At 34.8% G+C, this 19,664-nt stretch carries 10 protein-coding genes; 1 reads left to right on the top strand and 9 read right to left on the bottom strand.

The window, feature by feature from the left end; all coding sequences use genetic code 11:
- Nucleotides 1-79: 79 nt before the first annotated feature.
- The 8 genes from AAYQ19_RS03525 to AAYQ19_RS03490 all read right to left on the bottom strand — a co-directional run bounded on the left by AAYQ19_RS03525 (nucleotide 80) and on the right by AAYQ19_RS03490 (nucleotide 17,156).
- Nucleotides 80-1,366 carry a DUF3472 domain-containing protein gene (locus AAYQ19_RS03525; protein ID WP_343533891.1) on the bottom strand — a complete coding sequence of 429 codons (1,287 nt, stop codon included), beginning with the start codon at nucleotides 1,364-1,366 and terminating at the stop codon, nucleotides 80-82.
- 97 nt (nucleotides 1,367-1,463) lie between these two features.
- Nucleotides 1,464-3,647, bottom strand: coding sequence for a M1 family aminopeptidase (locus AAYQ19_RS03520; protein WP_343533889.1), 2,184 nt, complete (start codon nucleotides 3,645-3,647; stop codon nucleotides 1,464-1,466).
- A 26-nt stretch (nucleotides 3,648-3,673) separates the two neighbouring features.
- Nucleotides 3,674-6,769: a DUF5107 domain-containing protein gene (locus tag AAYQ19_RS03515; RefSeq protein ID WP_343533886.1), complete on the bottom strand. Its 3,096-nt coding sequence runs from the start codon at nucleotides 6,767-6,769 to the stop codon at nucleotides 3,674-3,676.
- 197 nt (nucleotides 6,770-6,966) lie between these two features.
- A complete protein-coding gene (locus AAYQ19_RS03510) occupies nucleotides 6,967-9,966 on the bottom strand; it encodes a glycoside hydrolase domain-containing protein (RefSeq protein ID WP_343533884.1) in 3,000 nt (999 codons plus the stop codon).
- Between the two features lie 37 nt (nucleotides 9,967-10,003).
- Nucleotides 10,004-11,005 carry a c-type cytochrome gene (locus tag AAYQ19_RS03505; RefSeq protein ID WP_343533882.1) on the bottom strand — a complete coding sequence of 334 codons (1,002 nt, stop codon included), beginning with the start codon at nucleotides 11,003-11,005 and terminating at the stop codon, nucleotides 10,004-10,006.
- Between the two features lie 12 nt (nucleotides 11,006-11,017).
- A complete protein-coding gene (locus tag AAYQ19_RS03500; RefSeq protein ID WP_343533880.1) occupies nucleotides 11,018-12,424 on the bottom strand; it encodes an aryl-sulfate sulfotransferase in 1,407 nt (468 codons plus the stop codon).
- Nucleotides 12,425-12,519: 95 nt separating this feature from the next.
- The gene (locus tag AAYQ19_RS03495) at nucleotides 12,520-14,031 is read right to left on the bottom strand and encodes a RagB/SusD family nutrient uptake outer membrane protein (RefSeq protein ID WP_343533878.1); all 1,512 of its coding nucleotides are present in this window, start codon (nucleotides 14,029-14,031) and stop codon (nucleotides 12,520-12,522) included.
- Nucleotides 14,032-14,069: 38 nt separating this feature from the next.
- Nucleotides 14,070-17,156 carry a SusC/RagA family TonB-linked outer membrane protein gene (locus AAYQ19_RS03490; protein ID WP_343533876.1) on the bottom strand — a complete coding sequence of 1,029 codons (3,087 nt, stop codon included), beginning with the start codon at nucleotides 17,154-17,156 and terminating at the stop codon, nucleotides 14,070-14,072.
- 675 nt (nucleotides 17,157-17,831) lie between these two features.
- Between AAYQ19_RS03490 and AAYQ19_RS03485 the strand changes: the two genes are divergently transcribed.
- On the top strand, nucleotides 17,832-18,473 hold the full coding sequence (locus tag AAYQ19_RS03485; protein ID WP_343533874.1) for a carbohydrate-binding family 9-like protein: 642 nt from the start codon (nucleotides 17,832-17,834) through the stop codon (nucleotides 18,471-18,473).
- Between the two features lie 108 nt (nucleotides 18,474-18,581).
- On the opposite strand, the gene AAYQ19_RS03480 is transcribed toward AAYQ19_RS03485, so the two are convergent.
- The gene (locus tag AAYQ19_RS03480) at nucleotides 18,582-19,622 is read right to left on the bottom strand and encodes a LacI family DNA-binding transcriptional regulator (RefSeq protein WP_343533872.1); all 1,041 of its coding nucleotides are present in this window, start codon (nucleotides 19,620-19,622) and stop codon (nucleotides 18,582-18,584) included.
- Nucleotides 19,623-19,664 lie beyond the last annotated feature (42 nt).

The raw sequence follows: 19,664 nt of genomic DNA, 5'->3' as shown, positions 1-19,664 counted from the left end.
GTTTTCATAATTAATTTGTTTTTGTAATGATTTGATAATCATTGGAGATTATCATGAAACTTTATTTTTTAGAGATAACTTACGGTAAAGTCGCGAAATTTATTTCAGGTTTTTTATTGTTTATTGGCCTTGTGAAATTTGTTTTTGGTGTTGTAAAATCATTAAAAAACCCTCCGTTTTTCAGATAAAAGGAATTGCTTTCTGTTCCTCCAGAAAAATCCATGCGATATTCTTTTGCGCCAGTATTATCGTTTGTAAATCGAGCCGTATTGATTTCAGTCCAATTTCCTTTTTCATCACAAATCCATTGATTGCTGAACAAAACTTTTCGAGATAAATCACCTTGTTCTGGAATAAAATTCTCTAAAAAAGAGTGAAATCTTTTTAAGTAAGTATTCGTTTGTGGACGATTAAAACTTGCAATAAGCAACCATTTGTTTACTTCTGGAGCATAAAAATAAGCTGTGTATGTTGTGCTATTGTCTCCATTTGGAAATCCTCTCAGCAAGAATTTATAAGTTGTGCCTGCTTTCCAATTGTATTTTAAATAGCTTTGACCACCAGAACCTTCACTTCCAAATTCGCCCGTGTGTACATTTTCACCCTTTTTAAGCATTTTAATTTTTTGCGAATCGGGAATGCTTTTTGGATCGTCTGTTTGAAACGGACTCCAAACTGAAAACAAGATTCTTCTTTCTGTTGCTGCGTTTACCTGAATTCCAAAATAGCCTTCGCCAAAACCATTTGCCATAAAGTAAGAACCAATTTTGTCTTCTTTTTTTGGAACGGTGACTTCATTATAAAACCATTCGGCATTTGTGTTTTCGGGAATAGGAAAATTTAAATGAACAGAAGGTCCGCGACGTCCCCAATGATAAAAATTGCCTTCATTATTCGGAACAAAAGAAATTTTTCCGTTATAATCAGCACTGGAAATTTTTAATCGACTGATAGACGGAAAACGACTGCCACTTTTTGAAATTCCTTTTATTTTTAATGCTACGTAACCTTCTTGGTTGATTTTCCAATTTCCGATTAAGACTGCTTTTTTTGAAGAATTGAAAGTTACTTTTTTTGCTTCGTTATGAATTGAAAATTCGACTTCTGATTTGCCAAAAACTTCAATTGATTCTTCTACCGAAATTTGAAAAGTCCCCGGTTTAAAAATTCGAAAATAAACGGTAAAGGTCTCATTAGAATCTGTCCAGTTTTCTATGCCGTTATCGCTAATTGTTTTGCTCTCCAAATGTTTAGAACTGTAAGCGTTTCCTGCTAATGGAAGCGAAATTATGATTTCAGCATTTTTTTTGTCGGTTGAAAATGATACAAATAAGAAAGCTAAAAACAAGTAAAATAAATTTTTCATTTTGATGCGATTTTGGTCTTTCACTTTAAAAAGAACCTCTCTAAGAACCAGATTAGAGAGGCCTTCAAAACAAAACAATTCTAAATGGACCTACTAATTATTTTTGGCTACTCAATCTTTTGATTATTGGCGTTACGTGTTTTTTTGTATCGTCATCTAGTGAAGCCAATGCTTTATCAGCTTCTGTTGGTGCATATTTTGTTAACCCTGTAATTCCTGCTGCAATCACATTGTATGATTGTTCTTTTGCGCTTTCTTCCATCAAACTTTTATAAGAAGCATCTCCTGTGGAAGCTAATTTTACAATAGCATTTGCTCTTGCAATTGTCTTTTTATCATTTTTGGCAATATCAAGAAGCGTTTTTAAAACTTGATCTTTGGTCTGTTTTTCATTCAAATCAATTGCTCTGATGCTCAAAACTCGCAAGTCTTCTTGTTGATCTTTTAAACCTTCCAATAAAATAAGTTGAGACTCTTGACTTCTGTCTTTTGAAGCAAATTTTATCGCTTCAATTCGGTTATAATATGATGGTGCATTTTTATATTGAAAAAGATAATCAGCAGCTGTTTTTTTATTTACATTAACTTCGCCAACTACTATTTTATCTGGATCTAAATCGATAAATTCAGGTTTTGAAGGAAGGTCAAAACTGAAACTTTGTTCTCTTTTATTGATTAAAATATCTTTTCTGATTTTGGTTCCATTTATATAAAAATCAACTTTAAGAGGCAGTGTAAAAGTCTGTACGGCGCTATCTTGAGACTGATTTATGGTAATGGTGATTTTTCCATTGGCATATCTATAGTTGACATCCAAAATCGGATTTCCGGGATTAAAATACCATTGATCAAAATATTGAAACCAATCTTTTCCTGTAATTTCTTCAAATGATAAGCGCAACTGATGTGGCTCACTAGATTTGTATGCATTTGTTGTCAAATAATGATTCAATGATTTGAAAAATGCTTCGTCGCCCATTTGATTTTTCAAAGCATATAAAATGATTGAACCTTTTGAGTAACTGATATTATCAAACATATCGTCACGATTTTTATAATGAAAACGTGCTAAAATTTCGCTGTTTCCATTTTTTTGCGAACGAAGATAATTCTGCAATTTTTCATAACGCGAACGGTCTTCAGCATCTTGTCCAGCATCGTGACCGTGCCAAAGTACTTCTCCAAAAGTAGCGAAAGACTCGTTCATGGTAAGATTTGACCATGATTCTGCTGTTACATAATCGCCAAACCATTGGTGAAAAAGCTCGTGCGCAATTGTACTTTCTTGATTATCATCTAATAATTCTCTGTCTGTTTTTTGTACATATTCGCCATGCAAAGTTGCTGATGTATTTTCCATAGCACCAGAAACATAATCTCTAGCTACAATTTGAGAATATTTTACCCAAGGATATTCTACGCCCAGTATTTTGCCATAAAAAGCCATCATATCGGGTGTTTTTCCGAAAATCTGTTTGGCATACGGTGCATATTTTGGTTCTAGATAATAATTGACTTCTTTGCCTTTATAAGAATCTTTATAGATTTTAAAATCACCAACTGCCATCATAAATAAATATGGAGCATGTGGTACATCCATTTTCCAGACATCCGTTCGGGTTCCGTTTTTATTTGTTTTTTGAGAGGTTAATTTTCCATTAGACAAGGTCACATATTTTCCATCAACCGTCATTGCGATTTCAGAAGTTGTTTTTTGATTCGGTTTGTCGATTGTAGGAAACCAAGCCGAAGAAGATTCTGATTCGCCTTGTGTCCAAATCTGGATTGGTTTATCTTCTTTTCCGTCAGGATTTATAAAATACAAACCTTTTGCATCTGTAATCGCTAAACTTCCTTTAGTTTTTAATTCATCAGGTTTTGCCGTATAGTCAATAAACAGCGTATAGTTTTCTGAGCTTTTGTACTTTCTGTTTAAGGTAATAAAAAGCTGTTCATTATTATAAGTGTATTTTAGGGGAATATTTTTTTTGCCGTCAATTAGGGCAATTTCTTTAAAATCCATTCCTTTTGCATCTAATGTTAGCGTGTCAGTCTCATAAAAATGAGGTTTTAGCGTAAGCCATTCTTTTCCGTACAAATAACGTTTGCCATAATCAAAAGATACTTCTAGTTTGGTGTGTACCAAATCATGAACTTTTAATGCAGTAGCTCTAAAAGTTGATAATTCGTCTTTGTCCTGATCTGAATTTTGTGCCTCGATATTTTGGCATCCTAATAGAACAAGGCCTAAAAATGTACATTTTAAAAAATGTTTGTTCATTTTAAATTGATTTATGTGATTGATTTTTATAGTTTTTCGATAATTCTGACCTCACCATCTTTTTCGTCTTCGCTTAAAATATTCGATTGTTTTTTGGTGTAAGCCAATAAACTCCATTGAATTATTTTGTTTGTCGGATATAAATCGGCTTGATTTTTCAACCATTTTTCAGCTTCTTGAGAAGAAGAAGTCTTTTCAATCGCCCAAGCAGAAACTAGCTGATTAGCTGGCAAAAAGTTCATTACTGTATTGTCAACTATTGGATGGAAAGCGACAATTTTTTCTAATGATTTTGAAGCCATTTCTTTGTTTTCAAGACTGTTATAGCATTGATAATCCAGCCAATTTTCCAGTCTTTCATCGATGTTTTCGTCATATGGTTTTCCAACGCCTAAATTTTCTGGGAACAGTTTTGCATCGGCAATAAATTGTAATGCTTTTTTATAATTTTTGTTTTTCATTTCTGCCAAAGCCTGCATCAGTTTTGCTTCGTGATACAATTGCCTTCCAGCAGTTGCTCCTTCAAAAGGAAGAATTTGCAATTTAGTTAAAAATTGATCGGCTTCGGAATATTTTTTATTCAAAAGAAGTGTTTTTGCATACAACATTCCAATCAAATAATTGTCCCGATGTTTTTTGTAGAATGATTCAGCCGTTGTTAATGCTTTATCAAATTGTTTTTGAATGATATAATACTCCGTCAACATTTTATGATAGCGCCAACCTTGCGGGTCCAGTTTTATAGCTTGTTGAAGACTTGCCAATACAATTGAGGCATTATCTTTAAATAGAGAAGCTTTTGCACCGTAAAATGCAGGGTCAACTGGTTTTGTGCCGCATTGCGAAAACAATTCTTTTGCTTCAGGAATAGAATTTCGATTCCATTCAATTAAACCTAAATGATATTTTAATTGGTATTGATCGTTTGTTTTAATCAATGATTTTAAAATTTCAGCCGTTTCATTTCTAAAAGGGAAACTCGTTCCTGGTTTAATTTTGCTTATATCAACGGGTTTGTTTTCTAAGAACGCTTTCCAGTAAATAATTTCAGCGCTTGGTTCAGCAATCGAAAACACTTTTAACGCATCTTCTTTTCGGCTTATATTGTTGTACCAAATTCCCAATTCAAGAAAAGTCTGTTCTGGCATTTCATTTCGAATTGCAGAAATAAATTCATTTTTCGAATTGTTTGAATTGTTCCAAAGGTATTTTTCAAAATCAGCAAAATGATTCAGCGGATCAAGAGTTGTAAGTGTTTTTAAAACTGAATTTGCTTTTTCAGAGTTGTTTTGAAGACGATATAAAACCGCTAAAACTTGTAAGCTTTCCGTATTATATTGATTGTTTACCAAACTTTTTTCAGCATATTCAACAGCTTTTGATAAATCATTTTCGGCTAAATAAATTTTGCTTAAAGCGGTGTAAGCTGGACTTCTGAATTCAACATTTGCAGCCGCAATATCAAAACCGTCTTTTGCATCTGTAGTGTTTCCTAAATGAAAATTCGCCAAAGCGTAAAAATAATTTGCAGCAGGATCGTAAGTATCAATCGCCAAAGCTTTGCTTGCTGAATTTACAGCGCTTTTATAATCTAATTTTCTGATTTGCAAAGAAGCCAATGCAGAAAGAGCAGGAGCGTAGTTAGGATCTAATTTTAGGCACGATTTCAGTTTTTCTTCAGCAAGAACATAATCTTTAAAACTGATGTAATTTTTCCCTTGCAGATATAATCCGTAGATTGAATTATGATCGAAATCTTTCGGAATTTCTACAGGGCGATTGATGTTTCCATCTTCTGGAGCAGCATTCCAAACCAGTTTATTTCCTCCTAAAACAAATTTTAATTTATTTGAATCGACTTTTATCTGAATTGAATCTTTGAAAGTTTGCATCGTATTTAATGCAATATCTTTAGAATATACTTTTTTATCATTTTCAAAAACTTCGATTTTATCATTCAATTTTTGAAGTGGAGAAAAATAGATTTTCAGCCAGCCATTTTCGTTTTTAATATTTACAGAACCATAATTATTGGCTTTTACAAAACCTTTGGTCTGTTTTACAGGAAACCAATATTCTGTCCAAGTATCGGTTTGATAAGGCGCAAAAGAACGCTGTTTGAAAGGCGTAAGATTACTGCCTTCGCTCGCTTGATTGAATAATCTTCCGCTTTGCACTTCTACATATTGTCCGTCCGTATCGGTTAATAATTTTTCCCAAATCATGCCTTGCTGAGACAATCCCCAAATCCAGATTTTCTTGCCTGGTTTGTCATCATGATTGCCGTATCGTCCCATTCCGAAATCTTCATCGTGATAATATCCTCCGAAGAAATCATTGTATTTTCCGAATACGTGATAGGATTTATAACCACCAAAATTATTGTTTTTGTAGAAAGACAAATCTTTACCATTTTCTTTGTCAATTGGCCACGAATTGTATTCTCCGTTATGGCCAATATAAGTTTGTCCCGGATAAATAAATTGCAGATTTTCAGACGCTTTTATTCCTGTATTCATCCAAGTATAATACGGCTGTTCGAATTCGGTTGTGTTTGACCAAAACGAATTTGTGGTGAAATACGCTTTGTCTTTTGGCAGATTGATGTCTAATTTCCAAGAAGTTCTCGTTAATAAATCTAAAACTCCAATGACACAGCTGATGCTTCCGTCTTCTCGATTTATGATTTTATAATCTACTGGAGTTGCACAGTTTGGCGTGTGGCCTATGATTCCGTAATTGCCTTCAACACCGCCGCTTGTCCACGGTCCGCGCATGGCGATGTCTCTAAATTTTACAACATGATTATTGTACACAATATCTTTTCCTGTTGATTTTTCGATTGCAGACCAAACTTTTCCGCCGATTTCTGGCAAAATCATCAGTTTGATATAATCGTTTTCAATTTCGATTACTTTCCATTCTTTTTGGACAGGTTTATCTGTAAATCCATCAAAACGGAAATACGGATAAAACTTTGTATCTGGTTTCGGAATCGGATCTGGATCTGAAAATGGGTATGTGGTAAATACTTTTTTGTATTCTTTTACAGTTGGTTTGTTTTGTGCATTTATGAAAAGACTTCCAAAGAGCAAAATGGATAATAGTGGTCTGAATTTCATAAGACGAGTTTTTTGTGGTGGTTGTAATTAATTGGATAGCTTAGATCATTTTCCCGTCCAGTTTGTCATTCCGAGGAACGAGGAATCTTCGTTAGTAGCTCGACAAAGATTGCGGAGTCTCTTGTGAAGATTCCTCGTTCCTCGGAATGACAAACAAAACGAGGTAATTCTTGTTATTGAATTATTATTGCAATTGATTACTTAACAATCAGCAACCAGCCTTTTCCTTTTGAAACTGGAATTTCATCATTTGCATTAAAAGTCTGTGCAGGCTGGAATTTAAGCACTTCTGGAGCTGTAATTGTTGCTTTTGAAGGATTGATTCCTAATTTTTTCCAGTCGATTGTCAGTTTTACTTTTGTGTCTGCATCTGCCCAGCTTGCGATTGAAATTAAAGCTGTTCCGTTCTTTTTGTAAACGGTTGCTAGAACTTTGTCGTTGTTTGTTTTTACAGGGCAGTTTTCGCTCCAATATCCAATCATTTCAGAACCTTTAATTCCGAAAGAATCCCATAATTTCCAGATTTGTCTTGGGTCTGCACCGTCGCTCCAAGGTAATCTGTTTGTCATTCCGTAAACCATTCCTCTCCACGGATTTCCACCATCTTGAAGCATTTCTCCCATCAATCCGAATGGAATTCCGCTTACTTCTGTTAAGAAAAAGTCAGGTTGATTTTTTTCGTAGTCAAAATATTCTCCAAACCATAATTTATTGATGTATGGAAAATGCTCCATGTATAAATTGGCACTATTATTAAATCCGTCACTTTTGTTGTATTGGTTCGCGCTATGCAAATCGATAATTCCAGGGTGACCGTCTTTCGTAAGTACACGTTTGATACGTTTCATTGTGATTCTGTCAAAAGCAACGTCGTCTAAATAAATTCCGTCAATGCCAACATTTTGAGTCAGCCAATTCATTCCTTCAACGTAGTAATTATGCCAACGGTTCATGCCGCTGTTGACGATTGCCGCATCTTTAATTTCAGGAACAAACCAAGCAGCAATATAATCGTCGCCAACGTGTTCTTGCAACCAAGAGAATCCGCCTCCTTTTCCTGGAGAATAAATTTCGTGACCCAAACTTCTTAAAGCGAAAGTCTCATACGCTTTGTTTGAAACCTCTCTAACCGTGTTGTAGATTTTCACTTTTAAACCTTTTTCATGTGCTTCATCGATATACGTTTTCATCTTTTTAAATTCGATAAAAGGATAATTGATATATGGATTAATCGCATTTGCGTGGTGAATATTGATTACTGTTGCACCAGTTTTAGCAATAGAATCGATTGGGCTGTATTTGTGATAAAACTTCGTATCCCATTGAAAATCGGTATTGATGGTGTGGAATGGCGTAATCAACAAGTTGAAGTTATAATATAAAACATCGCCTTTTTTCATTGTTCTAGCGCCGCTATACGCATTTACTACAACCGATTTTTGATTTGGCGTAATGGTAATGCCGCCCTTATTTTCGTTGCCCCATGAAGTTGGCAATAATAAAGGTTTTTGTAAGTAGAAATTAGTATTTAAAGGGCGGCTATATTTTTCGTCTCTCAGAGAAAATTGTAATCCAGAATTTACAGCACCAATCCAAGCGCCGTCTTGATTTTTATGTGCAACATCCCATTTCCAGTCAAAAGTTGCAGGGCGATCACCACCTTTTTGACCTAATCCCATCATGTATTTTGCAGATGCTGGTTGTATTGGCATTTGGAAATTGATATCGTTAAAAGAAACATCTTCAAGAGCAGTAACTTTAACTGTATAATGTACAAAACCGTCAAATTCAACAGAAGCGTTAACATCCATTTGAACTGATTTTGAAGTTGAAGTGCTTTCCCAAGAAACCGTTCCAGCTTCTTTTTTAGTGAATTTTACACCGCTGTTTTTCCATTGTGCTTCTTTTCCAGAAGCATCAACAAAATGAAAATCGATTGGAGCGCTTAAAACATTATTTGCTTTTGTAGTAACCGAAGTCATTTCTGGAGTGAAGAAAGTCTGAATTTGAGCAGGGAATCCATTTGGAGCTAAAATCAGTTTTCTTCCTAGTAAAGAAATTTCAGTGTTGTTAACTGTTAATGGAGTATAGGGAGCAATAACTGTATTTTCTTGTGCTAAAGTTGAATTTAACCATTTCAAACGAGTCATTTTTTCTGGAGAATCGATTCCGCCGTTTTTGGTTACTTCGTTTGAAACTGTTATTTGAAGGTTGATTTCTTTTGATTTTCCGTCAGCTGTAACTATTGCTTTTCCGCTATAAGTTCCTGCTGTTGCATTTTGAGGAACATCGATACCACACCACATTGGCTGAATTTTTCCTTTTGAAACTGAGACAGTATTTGTGAAAGGAGTTCCATCGTATTTTGTTCCGTCAGTATTGATACACGCTATATTTTTAGCGTCAATTGTATTTCCATCACTTTTTAAATCAGAGAAAGTCACTTTTACATTTTGTATATCTTCAAGTGCACAAACTCCTAATTGAAAAGCTAGATATTCGCCTTTCATTGCGGTATCAGCAAAAGTGTTTTGAACGCCTTTTTGAATCCATCTTTGTGGCAAATCTGATTTTAATTTGATAGAATGCAATCTGTCTTCTGGGAAAACCAAGAAAGAGTTTCCGCTGTTTTTTGCAAGTAAATCTTTGGTTTCTGCTGCCGTTGCAATGACTTCCATTGGGTAAAAACTATTGAAAGTATTTACACTTTGGATTTCTGTAACAGAAGCGTTATCGGCCGTGTTTGGTTTAATTTTAGAAAGCCATTGCGCATCTGCCTTGTCTTCAGGTTTTGCATAAATTCCTTTTGGGTAATTTGCTGTTCCTTCATCAATATAAGGCATGTAATAAACGTAATACGTTCCTTTTCCAGAAATGGGTTCAAAGAAAATAGTTCCGTTTTCTCTATTGATATTTTCAGTTTTGATGTTTTGGATTTCTTTTCCAGATGCATCTTGAACAATAATCTTTTTAAGTTCTGGATTGTTGTCTCTTCTTCGCCATTCAATTGTCGTTTTGGCAACATTTCCTGAGCCAGAAAAGGCAATTACAGCACGGTGATTTCCTAATTGATTCGGATTCCAGCTGTCATTTCCATCTGAATATTTGATTTGTGCCGTTAGCGAAATACTAATTGTGAAAAAACACATGATCATTATTTGACTTAAAAGCGCTCTGTTTTTTAGATTTAGTTTCATTGTATGGTGTAATCAGGTTAAATAGTATTTTTTGAATTTAGTAAACAGGCTTCAAACCATTTTTTTTCCAATAGGCAATAATAGGCTTATAAGGACCGTATTTATGCTGCTCTTCCGAGAAATTATCATTAAACGGACTATGAGAGTAATCAATTGGTTTTCCGGTTTTATCCGGATAATCAAATGTTTTTGGATTTGGTCTTGAATGGATTTTATCGTCATTTACGAAAGCCGCAATATCAAGGGCTTCTTTGTCTGTTAGATACGGTTTTCCTAATTGTACTTTATCGTACGGCATATTGCTTTTTAACCATTGTGCTTGTTTAATTACGCGATGCATGCTTGAACCGGGTTGATAACCGTATTGTCCCCAAAGCGGAGGGTAGGTGTAGCCTGATTTATCGCCATTATAAACTCCTTCGCCGTTATTTCCGTGGCATCTTGCGCAGTTTTCAGCAAATAATACTTTTCCTCTTTCTGGACTTGCTGCAACATCTGGAAATTCAATTTCTAAATTTTTTGCTCCCTTAAAATTACCATCTTTTGGGACAAATTTGCTAATCCATTTAAAATAAGATAAAAACGCGACCATTTCTTTGCTGTCTAGCGGAAGTGGTTTTCCAGAATGAGGTCTCATAATGCAGTTATTAACTCTTTCTGCCAGTGTAAGCACTTTATTTTCGCGCCCGCGATATTGTGGATAATTGTCATGCGAAGACATTAAATTGAATGCATGAGGTTTTGTTCCAGCGTCTTGATGGCAGTTGGTGCAGTTCATTTTATTGCCTAAATATTTTCCTTTGATTCCGTTTGGGCCAATATAATAAGCGGTTTTCATCATTAATTCTCTTCCATAACGAACCGACTCTCCAAATTGATCGTCCGGAATTTTAGAAGTATCAATTGTAATGTAGCCTTCTTCATCTTCTTTATCTTCAGCAACGTTTGAAGCTAAAGTTTGAGAATTTGATTTGGTGCAGGAATTGAAAACAACAATTGGCATTGCTGAAAAAAGTCCGATAAGAATTATTTTTTTCATGTTTTTTATTTTTTAATTTAGAAGAAAAGGTTTCATTTTTTCTTCTTCAATAAATTGTGTGCGATAAGGCGGAATTTCAGATTCTAAAGCCCATAAAAGCACGCCTTTTTTATTCGTTAAAACGGTAATATGTCTTTTAGAACAACAACATAAGATCGCATCTTTATCAATCATATAGGCGCTTCCCATTCTGTCGTTGTAAATGTCTTTTGGCAATTTGATATGAAAATCCAATTTTACTGCATTGTTTTTTTCGTCCACTTTTAATGCAAAAACAGACGATTGTTTTTTGTCTACGCCATTATCAAAAAATAGTAAACTTCCTTCTTGGTCAATGTGTGCAGCGTGTGCCTGAGAAAAATTAGTTTCTGGAGCCATTTTCATGTTCCCGCCTTTACCTAGTTTCCAGATTACTTTCCCAGTTTTAGAATCAACTTTCCAAATTTGACCGTTATTGTAGAAAGAAATTAAAAAGTTTCCGTCTGTGTCGTAATTCAGACTGTTGGCGTGTGTCCAGTCTTTTTTGGTTTTCAAAATATCTTTATCTTTTAATGGATCCAAGTCATCAAAAACACTCCATTTCCAGATTCGTTTTCCTTTTTTATTTAAAATTAAGATTCCGTCACCGTTGATTGTGTCTTGTTTTTTTCCACCAATAGAAGTCAAATCCATTATTTTTTGATCCACTGTTAAAGTGACAATTTCGTTAGCCGATTTTTTAATGATTTCGTGATGAAGCGTTTGTTTTAAATCGCCTTGCCCTTTTTTGATATGCATTAAAGTGTCGCCTTGAAGATTAATTTCTAGAATTTCACTTCCATAGCTTGTTGGTTCGTCGTTTGTGCCTAAAATGGAAAGAATAGTTTGCTCTTTTGTAAAATGAGCGACTTTAAAACCTATTCCTTCAAGCGTATGATACCATCTTAAATTTCCTTTATAATCAACAATATAAGCGGTTCCCGGAGTTTCTCTTTTTGCTAAAAGCATAAAGCCTTTTTTGAAATTTGCAGGAAGTAATTCAGGTTTTGGGCAATTGGCTTTGAATTGTTTTTGAAGCCATTCTGGAAGTTTTCTGGATTTGAAAGTATACACTTTACTTGTTTTTTTATCACTGCCTTGAACGGTCACCAATTGAAAACTATAATTAGTTTCTGGAGTAATGTTGCAAAGCACCAATGAATGTTTAAGACCAGAATTTGAAATAGGAGAGGTCATTTTGTTTTGAATTCCTTTTTTGTCAGACCAATATTCTGCATATACCTGAGCTTGGTCATTCGTAGTAACATCGATCTGAATTTTCAATTCGTTGTTGCCATGAGTGCCAATATTGATATTGGAGATGATTTGGTTTTTAGAACAGCTCGTCAATGCAAGCAACACTAAAATAAAACTTCCTTTTGCTATTATTTTTTTGATCATCTGAAAAGCTTCTTTTGTGAAACAGAAAAGTACTTCTTTATATAAAAAAACAAGAACAGACAGATTGTTTTACTGTCTGTCCTTGATTAAACTTTTTATTGTCTGCCGTCGTTGCTTAATTTTGGATTAAGGTTGACCTGACTTTGCGGATATGTATAATATTTATTTTGCGGCATTTTGATTAATGCGGCTTCACCAACTCTCAAATGATAGGCATTTACTAAAACATCATATTTGTTCATTCGAATCAAATCTTGACGGCGTTTTCCTTCGTAGAAGAATTCCCATCCTCTTTCCTGCAGAATTGCATCTCTCAAAGATTCTTTAGTTAGTCCGTTTAAAACCAATAATTTAGCATGAGATCGAGCTTTTACTCTGTTAATAAGATCAATAGCCTCAGCTGTAGGTCCGCTTATTTCGTTTAGTGCTTCAGCGCGACTTAATAAAACATCAGCATAACGTAAAATGTTGACACTATGACCATCATAATAGGTTGTTGTTTCATCATCAGCATATTTTCTAGTTGAAACATCAGGCATGTAAAATTCTCCAGCTGGTGGTTGAGCTCCTAATGATGGCGCTTGTTTATGAAGAAGACCATCTGTTCCTTCAAATTCAGGGAAAAAACATTGTTTTCTTTCATCTTCGTTGCCAAAAGTGTTATAGAAATCCCAGTTTACCGTATAATATTGCCATCTGTTTTGAACAACTGGGTGATCAATTGGCCCAAAATGGTTCAGTAATTCTGTTCCATTTGTATTGGCATCACTTAGTGACGAAAAGATATTTTCATTACACCATTTGTTGCTTTCTTTAAACAAGCCTAAATAAGAAGGATATAAACTATATTGATTCAAATCCATTACTTGTTGCGTAAGTGTTACAACTTTTTGCCAATCGTGGCTTCGCATATATAATTTAGCCAATAAAGTAAGTGCCGCACCTTTTGTAGCGCGACCTACATCATTGGTTCCGTAAATTGCATTATCTTTATAATTAACAGGCAAAACAGCTGCTGCTTCTGTTAATTCTTTTACGATAAAAGCATCAATTTCCTCAACAGAAGAAGGAGGTGTTTGTTCAAGATAACCCGGATTTCCCAAATTTGCTTCGGTAATCAAGATCACTGGCCCCCAAGAATCTGTCAAATCCATGTATGCAGAACATCTTAAAAATTTAGCTTCAGCGATAAATTGCGCTTTTTCTTCAGCTGAAATCCCAGCCATTGGTGTAATGTTGAAAATTGCATTGTTAGCATTTGCAATCAATTTATACATTGCATTCCAGTCCTCAGCAAGCAAGCCGTTTGTAGAGCTCCAAGTTCCTAATGATAATTGACCTGGATCACCACCATATTGGCAATGTCCTAAATCGGTAGCAATATCCGTCAAAGCAAAGTGTCTTGTTGCCCAATAAGAGAAGTTGTCACTTACAGATGGACCTTTTAACCTTCCATAAATAGAATTAATAGAAGCAATAGCATCTGACTTGGTTTGGTAGCCATTCGTATTAGTCAAGTTGCTATACACTGTTGGATCCAGATCGTCGTTACACGAAAATTGTACTCCTGCAGCGAATAAAAGGAATAATAGGGTATATTTTTTCATTTTAATAAATTTAAATGTTACTAAAAAAGCTTTTTAGACTAGTGAATTGCTACTTTAATACCAAGTATGAATGTTCTTGAAGCAGGGAATGAGTTAAAATCAATTCCACCACCTAAATTGTTTCCTGAATGGCCATTAACCTCAGGATCGTTTCCAGAATAATTAGTAAGCGTCAATAAATTTTGGCCAATGGCATATAATCTGATGCTGTCAATAAATTTTACTGTTTTTAATGCGCTCTCTGGAATAGAATAACCTATAGAAACGTTTTTCAAACGCAGGTAAGAAGCTTCTTCAACAAATTTTGAATTTACATAACTACCGTATTTGCTTTTGTAGTAACCATCTCTAGGAATATCTGTGTTTTCATTTGTACCAGCTACCCAACGGTTTAAAGCATCTGTGCTTGTGGATGATTCGCCTACCATGGCAGTCATATTATAAACCGAATAATCAAAAGCACCTTGGAAAAAGATATTCATATCAAAATTTCCATATCTGAAATCATTATTAAAACCGGCAATGTAATGCGGAATCGAATTTCCTAAATACGTTCTGTCCGCAGCAGTAATTGTTCCATCTCCGTCAACATCAACATATTTTGGATCTCCTGGTTTAGAAAGAGGTTGTGGCGCATAAGTTTCTCCAGTTTTGATTACGCCAGCATACTTATATCCATACAAAACACCCATTTCTTTTCCTGGTTCTAATCTGGTGAATTCTTGTCCAGAAACTGTTCCACTTGGATTTGATGTGTTAGTACTGATGATTTTTACATTATCAGCAAGCGATACAATTTCTTGTTTGTTATAAGCCAAGTTTAAAGAAGTGTTCCATGAAAATTTATCGGTTTTGAAATTTACAGTATTGATTCCTAGTTCAATACCGCTATTGTCAATCACTCCCGAGTTAACTCTTTGAGTGCCAAATCCCCACCATCCACCAACAGGAACATTCAATAAAGCATCACTAGTTCGCTTTTTATAGGCATCAATTGTAACCGTAAGTTTGTCATTAAAGAATCCCATGTCTAAACCTAAATTGGTTTGTGCGGTTTGTTCCCATTTTAAGTTTGGATTTGCTAAGTTAGCCGGTTCCGTACCTGCAACAAATTGATCTGGCGAAATTGTAACACCCCATGAAGTCAGTCTGCTCATGTATGAGTAATCTCCAATACCATCGCTTCCTGTAATACCGTAACTTGCTCTCAATTTAAGATCAGAAAAAGTATTCAGATTTTGAATAAATGATTCATTAGATAATTTCCAAGCCACTGCTCCCGAAGGAAAAATACCGAATTTGTTGTTTGGCCCGAAGCGAGAAGAACCATCTTTTCTTATTGTAAAAGTAAAAAGGTACTTGTCGTTGAATGCATAATTTAACCTTCCAAAGTAAGAAGTAAGCTTAGTTTCTGTTTTTTCAGTTTCTGGCTTCAAATAAACAGCAGCTCCTTGAAGATTATAGTACGTCAGCAAATCACTTGAGAAACCAGTTCCTGCCGCTTTTACGCGCTCATAAGTATCTTTTTGATTCGAAGTTCCAATCATTGCGGTAAAAGCATGTTGCTCTTTAATATTGAATTTATACGTCAAATATTGCTCTGTACTCCATCTGAAATAGGTTTTGTTTTCTTCAGATCCAGATCCTTTTAAAGCGGCACCAGCAACTAATGTACTAGGGGTATATTTACCTTGAATATTTTCTTGCCACTCAGCACCAGCACCAAAATGATAAGTCAAACCTTTTATAATTTCATAATCCAAGAACATGTTTCCATTCGCCATTCTGTTGATGGTATGATCCGTTGGCTCCAATAAAAGCGCTAAAGCATTGTCTTTTCCTTGATATTTGTAGTAAGAACCATCAGGATTGTAAATTGGAATTGTTGGAGGAGCAGTTTGAATTGAAAACATTGGTGATAAAATATTGTCTCCAAAATCACTGTTATTTCCTTCACTTACAGCGCCATAAACATTGGTTCCCATGTTTAATTTTTCATTAAATCTTTTTTCGCCACCCATTCTTACACTATATCTTTCAAAATCAGTGTTTTCGATAGCTCCGGTTTGTTTTAAATAGTTTCCGGAAAGGAAAAATTTAGATGTTTTATCGCTTCCGCTGAAAGTAAGCGTTCTATTTAAAACCTCTCCTGGACGCGTTGCAGCTTCAAACCAATTCGTGTTTGCAATAGGAAAACTTGATGGAAAAACTGGCGGTCTTCCGTTTTCAGCTGCAATTGCATTTTGGATATCAGCATATTGCTGTCCTGTAATTAAAGATGGTTCCTTGATGATATTTTGAAAACCATCTGAAATTTCAGCCTCAACCTGCATTTTTCCTGATTTTCCTTTTTTAGTTGTAATCAAAATAACTCCATTTCCACCTCGAGCACCATAAATAGCTGTAGAAGCGGCATCTTTCAAAATCTGAATGTTTTCAATATCATTAGGGCTGATTGAGGCGCCCGTGCTAGTAATGAATCCATCCACTACATACAAAGGCGAATTAGAAGTATTAATAGAGTTTCCTCCTCTAATTACAACCGAAGGTGTAGTACCAGGAGCGTAGCTATTTTGTTGCACTTGAACTCCCGAAGCACGTCCTTGCAAGGCTTGTCCAACGTTTGAAATTGTTCCGCCTAAGTTTAAATTCTCTTTTCCAATAGAAGCTACAGAACCAGTAAGGTCTTTCTTCTTTGATTTTCCGTATCCAATAACGACTTCATCTAATTTTTGTCCAGCTTCTTTCATGACAATTTTTAGAGGAGCACTTCCTACTGTTACTTCTTGGTCTTCCATACCAATGTAAGTAACGACAAGTTTTGTCACATTATCAGCAACAGTAATCGAGAAACTTCCGTCAACGTCAGTTTGAACTCCTTTTGAAGAGCCTTTTACGACAACATTAGCGCCAGGAAGAGGCAAGCCGTTTTGATCTGTAACAGTACCTTTTACTGTTTTTTCAAAAAACAATGAAGTATAATTTTTGTCTGAAGTACTTATTGATGAAGCAGCCGAAGCCTGAAATGTAAAAACTAATAATGAAAGCACTGTCAGTTTTATTTCTTTGCGGGACAAATTGTTAATCCGAAAATCTCTAGGTTTTTTTTGGGTTAATAATTTCATACTGAAAATTGGTTTTGGTTAATGATTAATTTGTTTTTTGTTGTTTGTAGGTTTTAGATTTCTTTTTTGATTCGCAAATGCATTTTTTGGTTTTTGTTTAATTTCTGCAGCAGTATCTCCTTTTAAAAAATCCTTTTAATTTTTTGTAGAAAAACGGCTTGTTTTGTTTCGTTTTGACCATTTTTTGGGCGTCAAAATCATCAAAAAAATTACTGATTTAACTCAGTTTTAAGATTAATCTCTGACGAAACTATAGATTATATTTTTATAAAACAAGAAAAAACACAAAAAATGTGCTCGAACACACAAAATTTATGTTCTCGAGCACATAAAATTGCACAAAACATTTTTTTTAGCATAAAATGATATGATGTTTTTAATTTTTTTTCGAAATTAGCAGACTTTTGAAATGAAGGTTTTTTGAATAATAAATGGCTATTCTTGAGAAACTTGTGAAATTCGCAACGACTTGTTACAAAACATAAAAATTAAACAGTCTTTTCTTATGGGTTTTGACATAAGATTTTTGCTTTGATTTTTATAAAAACACGCCATTTTTGATTGTGTTTTGTATTGTGTTGGTTGATTCAAAAAAAGAACAAATCATCGCCTGGTGTGCGGTGATTTTCGGGTTTGCCAAAAATCAAAAATTAACAAATTTTAAGAAGTATCACTGTGAAGGAATATCAGGTAGTTTTAATCGATAACAAGTATAAGAGCGAGAATGGAATTTTGAATTCGGATTTCTGGCTAAACGCAAATTGTCTTACGGATTTTTCATCTCCATGGAATGATGATCCAGTTTTGAAAATTGAATTTCGAGCGCTTTGGGATGAGGAAAATTTCTATTTTAAATTCAGGGTATTTGATACCGACGTTTATATGGATACGAAGGATGATGGGGTAGAAAGCATTTGCAATTCAGACCGCGTGGAGCTTTTTTTTAGAAGTAATGATAGGCTCGATCCTTATTATTGCCTTGAAATTGATCCTTCGACTAGATTGTTGGATTTCCATGCATTGCCAAATAAGGTTTTTGATTACAATTGGAAATGGCCTGAAGATCACATTGAATTAGAATCGTCTACTGATGAGGTTTCGTTCACAGTTGCAGGAACGATCAGTATGGCATCTTTAAAAGAATTGGATTTAATTCAGGGCGATATTATCGAAGCAGGCGTTTATAGAGCTAAATTTTCGAAAGATGAAAATGATAATTACGAACCAACTTGGATTACATGGGTGAATCCAAATACTGAAGAACCGAATTTTCATATCGCATCTTCTTTCGGGAAATTCTTGTTGATGAGCAGATAAAAGAATGTAAGATTTTTGTCTCTCGCAGATTTAGCAGATGAAATGGATTTTTATCTGCTAAATCTGCGAGAGCTAAGAAAAAGTAATCTTTTTGCTTTGTGAAAAAAATCAAGAAACGTAAAAAGAAGCATTTTCGACATTTATAATGTCAATTGGCAACAAAATGGTTTCTGGGATATCTTTTCGGAATAAAAAATGTTCTACTAAAGTGCTGACTCCCAAATAAGCTTGTCTTTTTTGATTTTGATGAATTAAAAAATGCACCAATCCCTGATTTAGGAAATTGATATTTTTTTCAATTAAATCATAGCCTATAAGTGTAATTTTTTTGTCTTTGGCTGATGCTAAAAGAGAAGCGATTTGGTATGCTTTTGAAGTCGTGATGAAGATTCCGGTCAAATTTGGATTTTCGTCTAAAAACGAAGCAAACTTTGTTTCAATGTTTGAGTTTTTCAGTTTTAGCGTAGTTATCGAAAAGTCATGAAGTTCCTTTTCTTCAAAATAATTTCTGAATCCTTTTTCCTTTTCCTGCATGTGGACCGCATTTTTAAGGCTTTCATCAATATGTATAATAGCTATTTGGCCTTGGCTTAAAATCAGATTCATTAAGCTCGCGGCAACGCGTCCGCTTTTGTGAAGATCTTGTCCAACAAAGCTTTTGATGGAAGAAGATTCGACTTCATTGTTGAATGTGTTTACCATGACGCCCAATTCGTCATATTCTTTGATGATTTCAACGGTCTCTTTATGGAATAATGGCGTCAGCAAAACGGCATCAGGCGATTGTGCTATAATGCCTTCGTTTACTTTTAAAAATGATTTAGTGCTTTCTGGATTAAAATAATGTGTATCGATAATCACATTGTAGGCCTTGAATTCGGTTATGGCATCTTGTATTCCGTTGACGCAAGGAAGCCAATAGGGGTCGAATGCTGGATCCGGAAGCAAGACACAAATACGATACACTTTTGTGCTTTTTAAATTTCGGGCAATTAGATTGGGCTCATAATCAATAACATTCAAAACCTCATTGATTTTCTCCAGTGCTGCAGGAGAGACCTTTCCTCTGTTATGCAAAACACGGTCAACAGTTCCTTTAGAAACTCCGGCCATTTGTGCTATATCCTTTATCGTGTACTTTTTATCCATATAAGCAAATATAAAAACTTTGATTTAATTATTGGAAAAAAA

It is taken from the genome of Flavobacterium mesophilum, from assembly GCF_039581405.1.
Lineage (GTDB): Bacteria > Bacteroidota > Bacteroidia > Flavobacteriales > Flavobacteriaceae > Flavobacterium.
Note: the sequence above shows the minus strand (reverse complement) of the source record. Positions and strands in the feature narration are given on the sequence as shown.

What these genes read in the sequence shown, in the direction of transcription:
- AAYQ19_RS03525 (WP_343533891.1), bottom strand. Translation starts at nt 1,366, where the DNA reads ATGAAAAATTTATTTTACTTGTTTTTAGCTTTCTTATTTGTATCATTT.
- AAYQ19_RS03520 (WP_343533889.1), bottom strand. Translation starts at nt 3,647, where the DNA reads ATGAACAAACATTTTTTAAAATGTACATTTTTAGGCCTTGTTCTATTA.
- AAYQ19_RS03510 (WP_343533884.1), bottom strand. Translation starts at nt 9,966, where the DNA reads ATGAAACTAAATCTAAAAAACAGAGCGCTTTTAAGTCAAATAATGATC.
- AAYQ19_RS03515 (WP_343533886.1), bottom strand. Translation starts at nt 6,769, where the DNA reads ATGAAATTCAGACCACTATTATCCATTTTGCTCTTTGGAAGTCTTTTC.
- AAYQ19_RS03480 (WP_343533872.1), bottom strand. Translation starts at nt 19,622, where the DNA reads ATGGATAAAAAGTACACGATAAAGGATATAGCACAAATGGCCGGAGTT.
- AAYQ19_RS03505 (WP_343533882.1), bottom strand. Translation starts at nt 11,005, where the DNA reads ATGAAAAAAATAATTCTTATCGGACTTTTTTCAGCAATGCCAATTGTT.
- AAYQ19_RS03490 (WP_343533876.1), bottom strand. Translation starts at nt 17,156, where the DNA reads ATGAAATTATTAACCCAAAAAAAACCTAGAGATTTTCGGATTAACAAT.
- AAYQ19_RS03495 (WP_343533878.1), bottom strand. Translation starts at nt 14,031, where the DNA reads ATGAAAAAATATACCCTATTATTCCTTTTATTCGCTGCAGGAGTACAA.
- AAYQ19_RS03500 (WP_343533880.1), bottom strand. Translation starts at nt 12,424, where the DNA reads ATGATCAAAAAAATAATAGCAAAAGGAAGTTTTATTTTAGTGTTGCTT.